This is a genomic window from Streptomyces sp. NPDC019937, assembly GCF_040631655.1.
Taxonomy (GTDB): Bacteria; Actinomycetota; Actinomycetes; order Streptomycetales; family Streptomycetaceae; genus Streptomyces.
In genome coordinates, this window is the sequence record NZ_JBEYAL010000071.1 from 1 (window position 1) to 15,160 (window position 15,160).

15 protein-coding genes are annotated in these 15,160 nt (G+C 73.0%); 5 read left to right on the forward strand and 10 right to left on the reverse strand.

Annotated features, from left to right (window positions below; all coding sequences use genetic code 11):
* Window positions 1-366 precede the first annotated feature (366 nt).
* Genes ABZ562_RS38865 through ABZ562_RS38885 form a run of 5 tightly spaced genes read left to right on the forward strand, consistent with a single transcriptional unit; the run spans window position 367 to window position 4,703 of the window.
* The gene (locus ABZ562_RS38865; protein WP_361489511.1) at window positions 367-1,920 is read left to right on the forward strand and encodes an ATP-binding protein; all 1,554 of its coding nucleotides are present in this window, start codon (window positions 367-369) and stop codon (window positions 1,918-1,920) included.
* 24 nt (window positions 1,921-1,944) lie between these two features.
* Entirely contained in the window at window positions 1,945-2,328 is a 384-nt protein-coding gene (locus ABZ562_RS38870; RefSeq protein ID WP_079038446.1) for a roadblock/LC7 domain-containing protein, read from the forward strand.
* Window positions 2,325-2,684 (forward strand): DUF742 domain-containing protein, encoded by a 360-nt coding sequence (locus ABZ562_RS38875; RefSeq protein WP_361489513.1) that lies wholly within the window; start codon window positions 2,325-2,327, stop codon window positions 2,682-2,684. Before ABZ562_RS38870 ends, ABZ562_RS38875 begins: the two co-directional genes overlap by 4 nt.
* Window positions 2,665-3,288, forward strand: a complete 624-nt coding sequence (locus ABZ562_RS38880) for an ATP/GTP-binding protein (protein ID WP_361489516.1) — start codon at window positions 2,665-2,667, stop codon at window positions 3,286-3,288. Before ABZ562_RS38875 ends, ABZ562_RS38880 begins: the two co-directional genes overlap by 20 nt.
* Window positions 3,285-4,703, forward strand: coding sequence for a cytochrome P450 (locus ABZ562_RS38885; RefSeq protein ID WP_361489519.1), 1,419 nt, complete (start codon window positions 3,285-3,287; stop codon window positions 4,701-4,703). The genes ABZ562_RS38880 and ABZ562_RS38885 overlap by 4 nt, the downstream gene beginning before the upstream one ends.
* Window positions 4,704-4,716: 13 nt before the next feature.
* Here ABZ562_RS38885 and ABZ562_RS38890 read toward each other — a convergent pair whose 3' ends face one another.
* From ABZ562_RS38890 to ABZ562_RS38935, 10 genes are all read right to left on the reverse strand, one after another.
* Window positions 4,717-4,869, reverse strand: a complete 153-nt coding sequence (locus ABZ562_RS38890) for a hypothetical protein (RefSeq protein ID WP_199830969.1) — start codon at window positions 4,867-4,869, stop codon at window positions 4,717-4,719.
* Window positions 4,870-4,999: 130 nt separating this feature from the next.
* Window positions 5,000-6,019 carry an NADP-dependent oxidoreductase gene (locus ABZ562_RS38895; protein WP_361489522.1) on the reverse strand — a complete coding sequence of 340 codons (1,020 nt, stop codon included), beginning with the start codon at window positions 6,017-6,019 and terminating at the stop codon, window positions 5,000-5,002.
* A 56-nt stretch (window positions 6,020-6,075) separates the two neighbouring features.
* Window positions 6,076-7,008, reverse strand: a complete 933-nt coding sequence (locus ABZ562_RS38900) for a hypothetical protein (protein ID WP_361489525.1) — start codon at window positions 7,006-7,008, stop codon at window positions 6,076-6,078.
* Window positions 7,005-9,749: a PEP/pyruvate-binding domain-containing protein gene (locus ABZ562_RS38905; protein WP_361489527.1), complete on the reverse strand. Its 2,745-nt coding sequence runs from the start codon at window positions 9,747-9,749 to the stop codon at window positions 7,005-7,007. Before ABZ562_RS38905 ends, ABZ562_RS38900 begins: the two co-directional genes overlap by 4 nt.
* Window positions 9,750-9,756: 7 nt before the next feature.
* The gene (locus ABZ562_RS38910; RefSeq protein WP_361489528.1) at window positions 9,757-10,404 is read right to left on the reverse strand and encodes an isoprenylcysteine carboxylmethyltransferase family protein; all 648 of its coding nucleotides are present in this window, start codon (window positions 10,402-10,404) and stop codon (window positions 9,757-9,759) included.
* Between the two features lie 19 nt (window positions 10,405-10,423).
* On the reverse strand, window positions 10,424-11,200 hold the full coding sequence (locus tag ABZ562_RS38915; RefSeq protein WP_361489531.1) for an AfsA-related hotdog domain-containing protein: 777 nt from the start codon (window positions 11,198-11,200) through the stop codon (window positions 10,424-10,426).
* A gap of 37 nt (window positions 11,201-11,237) precedes the next feature.
* On the reverse strand, window positions 11,238-12,128 hold the full coding sequence (locus ABZ562_RS38920; protein WP_361489533.1) for a prephenate dehydrogenase: 891 nt from the start codon (window positions 12,126-12,128) through the stop codon (window positions 11,238-11,240).
* On the reverse strand, window positions 12,121-13,770 hold the full coding sequence (locus tag ABZ562_RS38925) for a glycoside hydrolase family 13 protein (protein ID WP_361489536.1): 1,650 nt from the start codon (window positions 13,768-13,770) through the stop codon (window positions 12,121-12,123). The genes ABZ562_RS38920 and ABZ562_RS38925 overlap by 8 nt, the downstream gene beginning before the upstream one ends.
* A 38-nt stretch (window positions 13,771-13,808) precedes the next feature.
* Window positions 13,809-14,504 carry an HAD family phosphatase gene (locus tag ABZ562_RS38930; protein WP_361489539.1) on the reverse strand — a complete coding sequence of 232 codons (696 nt, stop codon included), beginning with the start codon at window positions 14,502-14,504 and terminating at the stop codon, window positions 13,809-13,811.
* Between the two features lie 37 nt (window positions 14,505-14,541).
* On the reverse strand, window positions 14,542-15,150 hold the full coding sequence (locus ABZ562_RS38935; protein ID WP_361489542.1) for a sugar O-acetyltransferase: 609 nt from the start codon (window positions 15,148-15,150) through the stop codon (window positions 14,542-14,544).
* Window positions 15,151-15,160: the final 10 nt, after the last annotated feature.

The window sequence follows — 15,160 nt, forward strand, 5'->3', positions numbered from 1 at the left end:
CCGTGGGGGGGGGGGCCCCACCGGGGGTGGAGGTCCGGGCCGGGGGGGGGGGCCCCCCGGCGGGGGCCGGCCGCCGCCGCGTTTCCGGGGAAAACTGCCGACTGTACAACTTGCCGCCACCTCCGGCGAGTCGCCGCATGATGTCCGTAATGGTGGTAAATGCACCGCAAGTTGGCGGTGTGGGGTTTCGGACCCCCCAAGGGTGTGAGCGAATGCGATCGCTTTTTTACGCTCATGGAATTCACCCCTCGTATTCGTTACCAAGAAAAAATCATCGTCATTTCGGGACGCGCCGCGACCGCTATGCTCCGGGGCCCATAGCGAGTTCTTCGCACGCATTTTCTCCCGCTGCTTTTAAGGAAGCCGATGGTTTTCGCCGGCGCGTCACCTGGAGGCCGACGGCCCGCCTCCGCGCTCGTATGGCTCATTCCTCCCGCCGCGCTCGCGGCCTGCGCGGCGCTCGCCGTGACCGTGGTGTCCGCCGGGGCGCGGGCGACGGTCGCCTGGTGCGGCGCGGCGGCGACGCTGGCGGTGGCCCTGGCGGCGGCCGAGTCGGCCCGCCGCGGACGCCTGATCGGCAGGCTGCGCGCCCGGATCGCCGAACAGGACGCCGCGTACCGGCAGCGCCTGGTCGACCAGGAGATGGAGACCCGGCGGCTGGCCGAGGACGTGCTGCCCGTGGCCGTGGAGCGGCTGCAGCGCGGGGCCGAGGTCGACGTCCTGATGAAGGACATCCCGCCCTCGCCCGGCCTCGACCCGGACTTCGAATCCGCCCGGCGCGCCGTCCTGCGGATGGTGCTGGAGACCGTGCGCGCCGAGGAGGACCTGCGGGACGCGGCCGGGCGGGCGTTCGTCAACATCGCCCGCCGGGTGCAGGCCATCGTCCACCAACAGGCCATGGACATGCGGGACATGGAGGACAAGCACGGGGCCGCCCCCGAGGTCTTCCACGATCTGCTCCACCTCGACCACGGCAACGCGCTGATCGGCCGGCTCGCCGACAGCATCTCGGTGCTGGGCGGCTCCCGCCCGGGCCGCCAGTGGCGCAACCCGGTGCCGCTGTACAACGTGCTGCGCGGCGCCATGTCGCGCATTCTCGAATACCGGCGGGTGGATCTGCACTCGGTGGCCGACGTCGGCATCGTCGGCCCGTCCGTGGAACCGCTCATCCACGCCCTGGCCGAACTGCTGGACAACGCCACCCGCTACTCCCCGCCCATGACCCGGGTGCATCTGACGGCGGTCGAGGTGCAGTCCGGGGTGGCGGTCGAGATCGAGGACGCCGGGGTGGGCCTGTCGGAGGAGAGCGGCAGGCGTGCCGAGTACGTGATGGAGCAGGCGGGCACCGGCTTCGACCTCGACGACCTCGGCGAGACGCCCCGGCTGGGCCTGGCCGTGGTGGGCCGGCTCGCCGTGAAGTACCGGTTCCAGGTCTCGCTGCGGCCCTCCGCGTACGGCGGCGTCCGCGCGGTGCTCGTCGTCCCGCAGGACGTCATCTGCCCCACCCCCGCCCCCGGCGGGGCCATCGCCCGGGCCCAGGTGCTGCCGCCGCCCAAGCCCATCAAGCGCGCCGCGCCCTATCCGCCGCTGCCGGACAACGTCACCGGCCCGGTCGCCCACGACCACAACGGGATCCGCCACAACACCGCCGGACTGCCCCAGCGCCGCCGCCGGATGCCGACCGTGACCCCGCCCATCCGCGTCAACGCCGACCCGCAGCCCGCCCCGGCGGGCCCCCCGGCACCGGCCGAACCGCCCATCCAGCCGGGGATGTGGCTGGCCGCGTTCACCAAGGCCGTGTCCGGCGAGGCGGATCCGGTGGACCTCTCCGGCCGGCCCTACGGCGACGAGCCGCCGGATACGGCGAACGCCCCGGACAACGCCTCGGACGCCCAGAACACCTCGGATAAGGGTGAGTAGCACGTGACGCAAGCGCGGTTCAACATGGACTGGATGCTCCGGGACCTCGCCAAGAGCGTTCCGCAGACCCGCCACGTGGTCCTGCTGTCCTCGGACGGACTGTGCATGGCCCAGGTCGGTACGGACGAGGACACCGCCGACCGCCTGGCCGCCGCCTGCGCGGGACTGCAGAGCCTGTCCACGGCGATCGCCGCCGAATTCCCCACCGGCGACGGGCGGATGCGGCTGGTGGTCATCGAGGTCGACGGCGGCTTCTTCTACCTGATGGCGGCCGGCACCAGTTCCTACCTCGCGGTGCTCGCCGAGGACGGCGTGGACGCCGGGCTGATGGGCCAGTGCATGAGAGACCTGGTCGCCCGGCTCGGCGAACACCTCAGCAGTCCGCCACGGGCCGGACGGGTGACATGAGCCGGACCGGAAAGGGCACCGACGAAGGCGGCCCCGAACGGCTCTACCTCGTCGACGGCGGCCCCGGCCGGTCCGCGCGGGCGGACACCATCGAACTGGTCAGCCTGATCGTGGCCCGGGCCGAACCCGAGCCGGGCATGCTGCCCGAGGCCGCCGCCGTGCTGCGGATGTGCCACTTCCCGCTCTCCGTGGCCGAGATCTCCGCGTATCTGACGCTGCCCGTCAGCACCGTGACCGTGCTCCTCGCGGACCTGCTCGCCCACCACCAGGTGGAGGCCCGGGCACCGGTCCCGGCCGCGGTGCTGCCCGACACCGAACTTCTGCAGGCGGTGATGCATGGACTACAAAACCTCTGAGCCGATCGTCGGTCCCCGCGGCGAGGACACCCTTCCGGCCTCCGCCGCCGCGGCCGTCAAGATCGTGATCGTCGGCGGATTCGGCGTCGGCAAGACCACCATGGTCGGCTCGGTGAGCGAGATCCGCCCGCTGACCACCGAGGAGACCATGACCCAGGCCGGGGTCGGCGTCGACGACATCGCCGGGGTGGAACGCAAGACCGAGACCACCGTCGCCATGGACTTCGGCCGGATCAGCCTCAACGAACAGCTGGTGCTCTACCTCTTCGGCACCCCCGGCCAGGAGCGCTTCTGGTTCCTGTGGAACGGCCTCTTCGAGGGGGCGCTCGGGGCCGTGGTCCTCATCGACACCCGCCGTCTGGAGGTCAGCTTCGACGTCCTGGGCCGGCTGGAGGAGCGGGGCGTCCCCTTCGTCGTCGCCATCAACGCCTTCCCCGGGGCGCCCGTCCACCCCGTCGGCCGGCTGCGCGCGGCCCTGGACCTGCCCGACTCCGTCCCCCTCGTCGACTGCGACGCCCGCGACCGCGCCTCCAGCCGCGACACCCTCCTCAGCCTCGTGCGCTATCTGCAACACCTCACCACCGCCACCCCGGAGACACCGTGACCCCTCCTCCCGACCAGTGCCCCGCCCACGCCCGGAGCCCCCTCGCCGGTGTGGTGGACCTCTTCGGATCCGAGAACGAGAAGGACCCGATGGGCCTGTACGAGCGGCTGCGCGCCGAGCACGGACCGGTGGCCCCGGTGCGGCTCGGCCACGACGTACCGGCCTGGCTGCTGCTGGGCTACCGCGAGAACCTGGAGGTCGCCCGCACCCCCTCCCGGTTCTCCCGCGACTCCCGCTACTGGAGCGCCTGGGCGGAGGGCCGGATCCCGGACGACTCGCCGCTGCTCCCGGTGGTCGGCTGGCAGCCCATGTGCACCTTCGCCGACGGCGACGAGCACGAGCGGCTGCGCGCCGCGCTCACCGACAGCATGAACCGCGTCGACCGCCGCGGCATCCGCCGCCACATCACCCGCTTCACCCACCAACTGGTCAACGACTTCTGCGCCGAGGGACAGGCCGAACTCGTCACGGGTTTCGCCCAGCAGCTGCCCATGCTCGTCCTCACCCAGGTGCTCGGCATGCCCGACGAGTACGGCCCACGACTGGTCGAGGCCACCCGCGACCTGATGAAGGGCTCCGAGACGGCCCTGCGCAGCGACCGTTACGTCACCGACACCCTGCGCCACCTCGTCGAGCGCAAGCGCGCCGAGCCCGGCGAAGACCTCGCCTCCTGGCTGCTGAGCCACCCCTCCGAGCTGACCGAGGAGGAGGTCGTCCAGCATCTGCGGCTCGTACTGCTCACCGGCAACGAGACCACCACCAACCTCATGGCCAACACGCTGCGCATGGTCCTCACCGACCCGCGCTTCCGCGCCTCCCTGGCCGGCGGCCACATGACCCTGCCGGACGCCATCGAGCATGTGCTGTGGAACGAACCGCCGCTCACCGTGATCCCCGGCCGCTGGGCCACCGGCGACACCGAACTGGGCGGGCGCCGGATCAAGGCCGGGGACATGCTGCTGCTCGGCCTCGCCGCCGGGAACGTCGACCCCGCCATCCGCCCCGACCTCGGCGCGCCCATGTACGGCAACCGCTCGCATCTGTCGTTCAGCGGCGGCCCGCACGAATGCCCCGGCCAGGACATCGGCCGCGCCATCGCGGACACCGCCATCGACACCCTGCTGCTGCGCCTGCCCGATCTGCGGCTGGACGTGCCGGAGACCGAGCTGAACTGGGTCGCGTCGTGGATCTCCCGCCATCTGGTCGCGCTGCCGGTCGCGTTCATGCCGCGCCGGCCCGACACCGATCCGGTGGACACCTCCGGCCTGTTGCCCGCGCCCAGGATGCGCCCCGCGCGCGCGGTGCCCGCGGACGACGAGGAGGCCTTACCCGCGGACGAGGCAGCCACCGCCGCCGCGCCGCCGCCCGCCCGGGTGCCGTGGTGGACGGCCCTGTGGCGGTGGCTGCGCGGATGACGTCAGGTCCCGCTCAGCGGGCCAGCAGCGTCCCCACCGCCAGCAGCGCGAGCACCACCCAGGCGAACCACAGCCAGCCATTGCTCCCCAGCGCCACGGTGTAGGCGGTCACCGCCACCAGGCCCCCCACCGCGCACACCGTCATTCCCTTGGCGGATCCGGTCATCCCCGACCTCCTCACGGCGGTCCCGGCATCCCGGCGCCGGAACACCGGCCCCACGGCCGAGACTCCATGGTCTCTCGACCGTGGGGTCTTCGGCTAGGACGAGGTGTGCCTCCCCGCCGCCGTCCTTCGGTCACGACTCCACGAGGACCGTACCGATGTGGTGGCCGTCCAGCAGTTCGCCCAGGGCACGCGGCGCCCGTTCGATCCCCCGCAGCCGGGTGTGCGGAAAGGTGAGGACACCGGCGCGCAGGCCCCGGCTGAACTGCTCCTCCCAGCGCGGCACCGCGTCGCGGTGGTCGGCGGTGGTGAGCCCGCGGAGGGTGATGCCCCGGGAGAACAGCGCCAGGGTGTCGACCGGCACCTCGGCCGTCGTGCCGCCGCGGGCCTGGGCGGACAGCGCGCCGATGACGACGCATCGCGCGCCTCGGCGGGCCAGTGCCAGGGCGGCCCGGAGCTGCTCGCCGCCGACCGTGTCGACGAGCACGTCGATACCCTCGGGGGCCGCCGCGCGCAGCTGCTCCTCGATCGGCGCCCCGCCCCTGACGACGGTCGCGTCGAAACCCAGGGTCCCCACGAGGTAGTCGGCCTTGCGCCGCGACCCCGTCGACCCGATGACCCGTCCCGCTCCCCGCAGGCGGGCGAACTGTCCGGCGATGGAGCCCGCCCCTCCCGCCGCGCCGGTGACGAACACCGTGTCGCCCGGTCGTACCGCGGCGGCGCGTACCACCGCCAGCCAGCCCGCGAATCCCTGCGAGAGACAGGCGGCCGGGTCGGGCCACAGGGCCGGGTCGACGCGCCGTGCGTCGTCCGCCTCGATCACCGCGTATTCCCGCCAGCCGAGCTGGTGCCTGACGAGATCGCCGGGGCCCAGGCGGGTGCCCGGGGCCGTGACCACCTCGCCGAGCGCCGGGGCCCACAGCGCCCGGCCCGGTTCGTACGGGGCCATGGGGAGGACGGCGGTGGAGTCCTCCATGAGCGTGCGGGTCACCGCGCCGACCCGCGTCAGCCGATTGCGTACGAGGACCTGGCCGTGGCGGGGCACCGGGACCGGGACCTCGGCGACCTCGAACCGATCGGGGCGCGGTCCGCCCCCGGGACGCGCGGTCAGGCGCACCTCGCGGTGGGTGGACGGGACGGGTGGTTCGGCCATGGGGTGGTCCTCATCCTCGAAACGGTGGCGGTGTGACGCGGTCGGGGCGCGGGGTGTTACACGGTCAGGCCCGGGTCCGCCACGCTCAGCGCGGCCACGAACAGGCCGATGTAGAACCAGGCGAGGAAGCCCATCGCCGGTCCCCGCGGCCACGTCGCGCCCCGCGTGTCGGCCAGCGCGAACCGCTCGCCGCCCGCCCAGACGCAGCCGAGCGCCGACAGCGGCAGCCACGCGGCGGCCGCCGCCGGACCGTGCACCTGCCACGGACGTACGACGAGAAGCGCCAGCACCGCCGCCGCCAGGGCGCAGCCCACGGTCAGCCCGACGGAGCCCCGGGTGCCGATGGCGTTGGAGTAGAGAGTTGCGCCGGGCCTGACCTGGTGGCTGGTCTTGCGGGCGAACTCGAAGTGCAGGAAGACACAGGCGCACAGCAGAACCGGCACGGCCGCGCTCCCGTGCGGGCCGGCGCCCGTCGCGTCCCGGTACGACAGCCACACGTGTACGCTGAGCAGCGCCTGCACGGGATAGCTCACCGCCAGATTGCGGAAGATGCCGTCCCGGACCGACCTCGACCAGCGTTCGAGGCCGACCAGGAAACAGATGTAAGCGAGATCCAGCAGCAGCCAGCCGGTGAGCAGGGGCGACCGCCACACGGTGAGTGCGGTGCCGGCGGCCGCGATGACCGCCATGGCCAGTCGCAGTTCGCGTACCGTGATCGAACCGCGCGGCAGTGGCCTGCCCGGATTGTGCTCCCGGTCGTAATCCAGGTCCTTCTGCTCGTCCACGACCCGGATGAAGAGCAGGGCCAGCCACACCGTGCCGATCTCGGCGAGCGTGGGCACCCCCAGCCGCCAGCGGGCGTCGCCCGGTTCCACCAGGGCCAGCGCACCCTCCAGGGCGAGCACCCACAGCACCGCGTACGTCACATAGACGCGGGCGGGGGCGCGCTCGGCGAAGAACGCGTACAGCCGCCGCACCGTGCCGCTCATTCCGCCACCTCGTCCAGGATCGTCACGGTACCGGTCGCGCCGTCCATCTCCACGCGTGCCCCGTCCGGAATCCTTCTCGTCGCGCCGGGCAGCGCGACGACCGTGGGGATGCCGAACTTCCGGCCGCTGATGGCGGTGTGCGACAGCAGGGTGCCGCGCTCGACGACGATGCCGCGCGCGGAGAGCATGAGGAACAGCCACCCGGGGTCGGTCTCCCGGGCCACCAGGATCAGGTCGTCGGTGGGATCGACATGCTGGTGCGGGTCGATGACCACACGGGCGGTGCCCCGCACGACACCGCCGCTGGAGCCCAGCCCGCGCAGCCGCGAGCCCGGCCGCGCCTCCCGCTCCGGAGTGGGCAGTCCGTCGCGTACCGGGCCCATCGTGGCGAAGTCCGGGGGGAGTTCGGCATCGAGGGTGGCACGGCTCAGGTACTCGGCTCGGCGCAGCCGCGCCAGCCCCCGCAGATCGTCGGTGACCGCGCCCCCGTCGAAGTGGCCGAGGATCTCCTCCTCGGTGAGGTGGACCACGTCCTCCGCCGCGTCCAGGGCACCGCGCGCAGCGAGTTCCGTACCCAGCCGGCGGTAGATCTGGCGGCCGAATCCGAACAGCTCGCTGCGGCTGTAGCGGGTGTCCTCCCGGATGTTGATGTACCGGCGCTGCTGGGCGAGCAGGGCGCGCAGCACCCCGCGCCGCACGGGGTGGCCCGCCAGCAGCGTCCGCAGCCGCTCCTCGGCGGCCCGCCGGGTCGCGGTCTCCCGGCCGCGCAGGCGCTCGCGGGTCAGGCCGCCGCGCGCGTACTCGCCTGCCAGCCGCAGCAGCTGGGAAGGCTGTTCGCGCGGCACCGGGACCTCCAGCTTGAGCTCCTGCAGGCCCCGGTCGCCGTGGGCCGCCGAGTGGGCCCGCATCCGGTCCGCGATGTCCGTGCCGAACGCGCCGTCCTCGATCCGCCGCAGCAGCTCCTCGGGGGGCTTGCCGGGGTCCTCGTCGGTGAGGGCGTCCAGCAGCCCGGGGGCGGCCCTGATCCGTTCGGCGAGATCCACGAGGGACATCAGGATGGTGACGCTGCGGTTCTCCTCGCCACCGCACAGCAGGTCGCTGTGCAGACCGGCGTCGGCGCCGGGCAGCCAGCGGGAGAAGAGCCGCATGACGGCGGTCTCGGTGGTCTGCAACAGCACGTCGTTGACGAGGGTGAGGCCCCAGCGTTCCCCGGCCTCCTGCCACAGTGACCGCATCAGCCGCGCCAGTTGCAGCGGGTCGGCGGTCCTGGCCGCCTCGCGGTGGCGCTCGATGGTCTGCTGCCACCAGCGGTCGAAGCTCCGGGCGGCGGGGACGTGCACGGCCCGCAGCCAGGCCAGGCGCAGCAGGGCCGCGGCGGTTTCCGGCAGCCGGCCTGGAGAGGTGGCGAGGCGGTCGGGGCGGACATCCGTCACGGAGGGGGACATGCCCATCATCCGCTCGAAACTGGCGCGCCACAGCGGGAACGTGGGGGACAGCCGGTGCAGCGTGTACCAGGCGCTGAGGGAGTAGTAGACCCGGCCGTTCAGCAGGCCGAGCATGGACCTTAGGTCGTTCTCGTGGCGTGCCAGCACGGCGGGGGAGACCCCGAGCCGCCGGTAGAAGTCGCGGAAGTCCTCACGGTAGAAGCGCTGGGCGAAGGAGTAGGTGAGGGCGGTGGTCACGCCGGGATAGCTCTCGGTGATGTTGGCGTTGCTCCACAGCCGCTGCCCGCCCAGGTCGAGGACGACCGGCCGGGTCTGGAGGATGTGCAGGGCGCCGTCCTCGGTGAGGGTGCCCTCGATGTCCTGCGGGCAGCCGAACAGCCGCTCGAGGCGGTCGCCGACGCCCTCGATGTGCCGGATCTGGCTGTCGGTGAGCGCCGGTTCGTCCCGCTCGCGGCCGTGCACCGGGAGCAGCCGGGGGCCGCTGCCCGGCCGCGCGGGATCCTCCTCCATGCGCTCGGACTTGTGCGCGACGACGGAGCGGATCGCGCCCGTGCGCCGGTCGATGAAGTGATGGTCCACCGGCACCTTCTCCTGGACGACCCCCTCCCCGATGCCGAGCCCGGCCGCCAGCACCCGGTCCCGGGACCCGGTCAGCGGGTCGCAGGTGAACAGGACGAAGGAGCGGCGGCCGAACACCATGCGCTGGACGCCCACGCTGACGGCGAAGTCCTCCGTGGCGGCGGTGGAGCGCGCCGCCCGGTACAACAGGGCCCGGGTGCCGAACCCGGAGGCCCAGCACGCGCGCACCCGCTCCAGCACAGAATCGCGGGTGACGTACAGAAAGCTCTCGCCGATGCCCGCGAAGGCGTCCTCGGCCGAGTCCTCGGCGGGCCGCCCGCGCGGCCCCACCATCGAGGACCGCACCGACACCACGGCGTGCGGGCCGAACACCTCGTCGTACGCCCGGTGGACGGCGCGCGCCACCGACGGCGGGACCGGCACGTCGAGGACCAGGCGGCGCAGGGCGTCGGATTGCTCGGCCAGCCGGTCGGGGTCGGTGTGGTCCAGCCGCCGCAGGATCGCCAGGAGCCGTGGGCGTACGGGCGCCAGGGTGCGGGTGAACAGACTCGCGGGCAGGCAGAAGAAGTGGGGCACGGGCAGTCCGGCCGAGGCCATCCGGGCCTGGCGGGCGAACTTCGGGCCCACCTCCGCCTCGTCCAGCAGCGCTCTCCCGCGCAGTACCGGGCCCCGGCGCCCGGCGGGGCGGACGGCCCGCAGTGCGTTCTCGATGGTCATGTCGATGTCACCACACCCAGGGGATGAGGCGGCGCCGGGACGCCGCGAAGTCGGAGTAGCCGGGCAGGGCGAACAGCATCCGTTCCTCGACCAGGACGCGCACCACGATGGCCGGCAGCAGCAGGACCACCAGCGCGGCGGCGCTCGCGGGGTTGAGGAAGTAGCCGACGAAGGCGAGGTGCGCGGCCGCCATGCCGACGTACGCGGGATGCCGCACCAGGCGGTACGGGCCGGTGTCCACGATCCGGTGGTCGCCCAGAGCCCGCACCCGGTGCGAGTAGAACCGCCCGAGGGCGCGGACCGCCGCCAGGCGCAGGGCGACGGCGCAGACGAAGACCACCGGCAGGACGGGCATCCACGGCCGGTACCCGGACCAGTCCATCGGCACCAGGCACGCGGTCGCCACGGTGGCGGCCCGCGCCGCGCCGTACGCGTAGACGGTGCCGCGGTCGGTCGTCGCCTCGGTCGCTCGCGAACTGCGCACTGTCGTCCAGCTCTCCAGCAGCAGCCACAGCAGGTACGACGCCGCGAGGGCGCATCCGACCCGGTGCGCCGGGTCGGACCAGCCGGCCGCCTCACGGACGGTGGCCACCGCCGTGGCCATGACGGACACGGTGAGCACGAACAGCGGAAATCTCCGCAGAAGCCATGTCATGGTCGACCTCCTGGCCGGGTCACGGGACGTGGTGCTCGGACGATTCCGGCGACCGGCCGGCCTGATGGCGATCGGCCAGCCGCTGGACGGCGGCGTCGCTCTGGGTCTCCTCGATCCGCTCGGCCGCGCCCTCCTCGTAGACCGACAGGTCCATGGAACCGGACGCGGTCGTGACGCCCGCCTGCAGGACGTCGCACTGTCCGCGGTAGCGCAGCACGTCCGGCCGCTTCCATACGGCCTCGTCGAGGTGATAGTCGATCTCGGCGTCCAGCGGGAGCAGGAAGCGGGAGAACGACACCTGGAGGGAGTTGATGAGGAACCGCTGAGCGGGCTGACGCGGCTTCAGCAGGTACCGTTCGGCGACGGCCAGCGACATCTGCCGGACGGCCTCCGTCACCACCATTCCCGTGACATGGGTGCCGGTGGTGTGGTCGAGCACCATCTCGTGCGTGTTCGACAGGCGCAGCGCGGCCTGGTAATGGGTCTCGCCGACCCGCCGCAGACCGGCGATCAGGACGTTCTCCTGACGGTGCTTGTGGACCTCGCCGCGGCCGGCGAGTTCCGGCGGGACCGCGTCCCACAGCGCGGTCCCGGGCAGCCGGCAACGCTTCAGCTCCGCCCGTATGAGGTCCATCTCGTGCCGTTCGATGCCCTGTCCCGGGACGAGCACCGGCAGCGGATTCCTCAGCCGCCCCGCTCTCAAGTCCGCTACGAGTCTGGACAACGACATGATGCCCGCCCGTGGCGGGCCCCCGGCCAAGCGGTCTCCGACGATGAACACGATCTCGTCGTGCATCCTGGTTCCCTTCCGTGGTGTGCCGGTTCGGCCAAGTTCAGCGGGCGGCCCGCGCCGGGTCGGCCGGCCGCTCGGCGTCGACGATCCGCAACCGTCCTTCCTCACCCCGTGCGAGCGCCGCCAGAAGTTCCGCCGCCCCCTTCCCGCGGGGACACGCGGTGGAGTCGTCGTCCAGCTCGCGCAGCGCCGCGACGACCGTGCCGAGCTCCTCGGCCAGTTCGGCCAGTACGCGCGCGACGGGGCCCGCGTTCGAGCCGATGATGTCGGCCCACAGCCCGGCGTCTCCCGCCGCGATGCGGGTCGCGTCCCGCAGCCCCTTGCCCACCAGCCGCAGCTGTGCCGTCTCGGCACCGAGCAGCCGGCCGGCCAGCAGGCTCGCCACCATGTGGGGGGCGTGCGAGGTCAGGGCGACCGCCCGGTCGTGCTCGGCGTGCCCCATGATCACCGGCCGGCCGCCGCACAGCTCGATCAGCTCGGTGGCGTGGTGCAGGGCCTCGGCGCGGGAGAACGCGGAGGGGGTGAGCACCCACGTACGGCCTTGGAAGAGGTCCGCGCGGGCGGCCAGCGGGCCCGACAACTCCCGCCCCGCCATGGGGTGTCCACCGACGTAGGCCGTCAGGTCGCAGCCGGCCGACGCGGCGTCCATCAGGGGGCGCATCTTGACGCTGGCCACGTCGGTGAAGAAGCGTGCCAGCGTGCGATCCTGATACTCCTTGAGCACCGACGCCGTATGCGCGGGCGGCACCGCGACGACCGCCAGGTCGACCGGGGCGCGCGGGGTGGCGGCGAGGCCGGCGCCCAGGGCCGCGGCGGTCCTGGCCGCCTCCGGATCCCGGTCCTGGAGGTAGGTGGTGACCCCTTGGCCGGTGAGGGCGAGGGCCACCGAGGTGCCGATGAGGCCGGTTCCGATCACTGCCGCGCTACGCATGTCCGCCGCCCTTCCCGTCCCGCATGGTCCACGCCGCCGCGTCCGGAGAGAGCGCGGCGCCGTCCGGCGGTCCCGGCTCGCTGGTCAGCAGGACGGTGTGGCCCTCGGGCAGCGGGACGGCGCGTTCCGAGAGGTTCACCACGCACACCACGTCACCGCGCCGGAAGGCGAGCACGCCGGGGCCGCCGGGCAGCCACTCCAGCGGCGCGCCGTGCAGCGCGGGCAGCGCCCTGCGCAGGCGCAGCGCCTCCCGGTACAGCTCCAGCATCGATCCGGCCCGGCCCTCCTGCGCCTCGACGGTGAGCTCCGCCCACCCCTTCGGCTGCGGCAGCCACGGCTCGGCGTCCTCACCGGTGAAGCCGTACGGCGGGGCGGCACCGCTCCACGGCAGCGGCACCCGGCACCCGTCGCGCCCCGGATCCGCGCCGCCCGAGCGGAAGTGCATCGGATCGCGCAGCCGGTCCGCCGGAATGTCCTCGACCTCCGGCAGGCCCAGCTCCTCACCCTGGTAGAGGTAGACGGATCCCGGCAGGGCAAGGGTGAGCAGCGCTGCGGCCCTGGCCCGACGGGTCCCCAGGGCGAGATCCGTCGGCGTGCCGTGGGCCTTGGCCGCGAAGTCGAAGCCGGTGCCGGCCCGGCCGTAGCGGGTGACGGTGCGCGTCACGTCGTGATTGCACAGCACCCAGCAGGCGGGGGCGCCGCCGTGCGCGGCGAGCGTGGCGTCGACGCACCGGCGCAGCTGATCGGCGTCCCAGGGAGTGCGCAGAAAGTCGAGGTTGAAGGCGGTGTGCAGCTCGTCGGGGCGCAGATAGCGGGCGAAGCGCCCAGGCTCGTGCAGCCACATCTCGCCGACGAGCGCGCGGTCGCCGGGATAGGAGTCGGTGATCCGCCGCCAGGAGCGGTAGAGGCCGTGGAGTTCCTCGCGGTCGGCGTACGGGTGCGAGGGATCCTCCGGGGCGAGGCCGGGGTCGGCGAGGTCGGGCAGGGCCGGGTCCTTGGCGAGCAGGGTCGCGGAGTCCACGCGCAGCCCCGCGACCCCGCGGTCCAGCCAGAACCGCAGTACCTCCTCGTGGGCGTCGCGCACCCGGGGGTGGCCCCAGTTGAGGTCGGGCTGGTCGGGGGAGAAAAGGTGCAGGAACCACTCGCCGGGGCTTCCGTCCGGCCCGGCGGTCCGCGTCCAGGCCGGGCCGCCGAACTCCGAACGCCAGTTGTTGGGCGGCTCCTGACCCGAGGGGCCGCGCCCGGGACGGAAGTGGAACAGCGCGCGCTCCGGGGAGCCGGGAGGCGCGGCGAGCGCCGCGCGGAACCACGGATGGGCGCTGGAGACGTGGTTCGGCACGATATCCACGACCGTACGGATGCCCAGCTCAAGGGCTTCGGCGATGAGCCGCTCGGCCTCGTCGAGGGTGCCGAACAGCGGGTCGACACCGTGGTAGTCCACGACGTCGTAGCCGCCGTCGGCCATGGGCGAGGGGTACCACGGCGTGAACCACAGGGCGTCCACGCCGAGCCGCGCCAGATACGGCAGCCGGGCCCGGACCCCGGCGAGGTCGCCCGTGCCGTCCCCATTGCCATCGGCGAAGCTGCGCAGGTAGATCTCGTAGATCACCGCGCTCCGCCACCAGGCCCGGACCTGGGGCACCGACCGTACGGAGCGCGCGGGTCGCGCCGTATCCGCCGTCACGGCTGCCCGGCCCGGGCCGGATCCGCGAGGAACAGCTCCGCCACGTCGACCGCCGTCAGATCGGGCAGTACGCGGTGGGCGAGCGCGTAGTCGCACGCACTCGTCAGCGGGGTGGGAACGGCCAGCACCGTCATGCCCGCCGCCCGGGCCGCCGCGACCCCGCTCACCGAGTCCTCGAAGACGACGCAGCGCCGCGGCGCCACCGAAAGCCGCGCGGCCGTCTCCAGGTATACGGCGGGGTCGGGCTTCCGTCGCGGTACCTGGTCACCGGTGACGACCGCCGCGAAGCCGGCGTCGAGTCCGTAGTGGCGCAGCCAGCGCCGCACCCAGCCCTCGTCCGCCGACGAGGCGACCGCGAGCGGCAGACCCACGGCCCGCAGGGCGGCGAGCAGTTCGCGGACTCCCGGCATCAACCGCACGTTCTCGGGGGTGAAGTGCTCGGCCCACAGCACCTCCAGCCGGTCCTGGAGCTGGGCGTCGGTACCGGTGGCGGCCCCGGCGGAGTTCCGCAGCATGCCGAACAGCAGGGGGTGCGCGTCGGGGCTGCCGCAGACCTCCCGCGCCCACCAATCCTGGGGGAGTTCCGCGCCGTGCTCCCGGAACAAGGCGGAGCAGGCGAGGAAATGGGGGCGGATCGAGTCGACCAGCACTCCGTCGTGGTCGAAGACGATGGCCTGGATCGCTGGGTCCATCAGGAACCTTTCGTGGGTACGTCAGGGGGGAGTGGGTTCACGGCTGTGGCCGTGGCACCTCGCGGATCACGCGGGCGGGGTTGCCCGCCGCGATCACGTCGGCCGGCAGGTCCTTCGTGACCACGCTTCCGGCGCCCACGACGGTCCGTTCGCCGATGGTCACCCCCGGCAGCACGATCACCCCGCCGCCGAGCCACACGTCGTCCCCGATGGTGATCGGCCGGGCCCGCTCCCACATGGCGCTCCGCCGCCCGGGGTCGAGGTCGTGGTCGGCGGTGTAGAGCTGGCACCTCGGCGCCAGCCAGACGCGCGAACCCAGCACGATCGGCGCGCAGTCCAGAAGCACGGCGTCGAAGTTGATCCTGGTCTCGGCGCCGAGCTCGATGAAGAAGCCGAATTCGCACAGGAACCGGGGCATCACCCAGCCGCCGGGCCCGACCCGGCCGAGCAGCTCGTGGAGAATCGGCTGCCGGGCCTCCTCGTCGGTGAGCGCGGTCGCGTTGAACGCGTCCAGGAGCCGGGCACAGCGCTCCCGGTAGGGCATCAGGGCCGGCTCGGTGGACACGTACGGCAGTCCACCGGCCATCCGGGCCTTGAGCGCGGCCAGGTGTCCCCGCTCGTCGGCCGCTTCCCTGTCATCGTCCATGGAGAGACCT

What these genes read in the sequence shown, in the direction of transcription:
- ABZ562_RS38865 (WP_361489511.1), top strand. Translation starts at nt 367, where the DNA reads ATGGTTTTCGCCGGCGCGTCACCTGGAGGCCGACGGCCCGCCTCCGCG.
- ABZ562_RS38870 (WP_079038446.1), top strand. Translation starts at nt 1,945, where the DNA reads ATGGACTGGATGCTCCGGGACCTCGCCAAGAGCGTTCCGCAGACCCGC.
- ABZ562_RS38875 (WP_361489513.1), top strand. Translation starts at nt 2,325, where the DNA reads ATGAGCCGGACCGGAAAGGGCACCGACGAAGGCGGCCCCGAACGGCTC.
- ABZ562_RS38880 (WP_361489516.1), top strand. Translation starts at nt 2,665, where the DNA reads ATGGACTACAAAACCTCTGAGCCGATCGTCGGTCCCCGCGGCGAGGAC.
- ABZ562_RS38890 (WP_199830969.1), bottom strand. Translation starts at nt 4,869, where the DNA reads ATGACCGGATCCGCCAAGGGAATGACGGTGTGCGCGGTGGGGGGCCTG.
- ABZ562_RS38895 (WP_361489522.1), bottom strand. Translation starts at nt 6,019, where the DNA reads ATGGCCGAACCACCCGTCCCGTCCACCCACCGCGAGGTGCGCCTGACC.
- ABZ562_RS38900 (WP_361489525.1), bottom strand. Translation starts at nt 7,008, where the DNA reads ATGAGCGGCACGGTGCGGCGGCTGTACGCGTTCTTCGCCGAGCGCGCC.
- ABZ562_RS38905 (WP_361489527.1), bottom strand. Translation starts at nt 9,749, where the DNA reads ATGACCATCGAGAACGCACTGCGGGCCGTCCGCCCCGCCGGGCGCCGG.
- ABZ562_RS38910 (WP_361489528.1), bottom strand. Translation starts at nt 10,404, where the DNA reads ATGACATGGCTTCTGCGGAGATTTCCGCTGTTCGTGCTCACCGTGTCC.
- ABZ562_RS38915 (WP_361489531.1), bottom strand. Translation starts at nt 11,200, where the DNA reads ATGCACGACGAGATCGTGTTCATCGTCGGAGACCGCTTGGCCGGGGGC.
- ABZ562_RS38920 (WP_361489533.1), bottom strand. Translation starts at nt 12,128, where the DNA reads ATGCGTAGCGCGGCAGTGATCGGAACCGGCCTCATCGGCACCTCGGTG.
- ABZ562_RS38930 (WP_361489539.1), bottom strand. Translation starts at nt 14,504, where the DNA reads ATGGACCCAGCGATCCAGGCCATCGTCTTCGACCACGACGGAGTGCTG.
- ABZ562_RS38935 (WP_361489542.1), bottom strand. Translation starts at nt 15,150, where the DNA reads ATGGACGATGACAGGGAAGCGGCCGACGAGCGGGGACACCTGGCCGCG.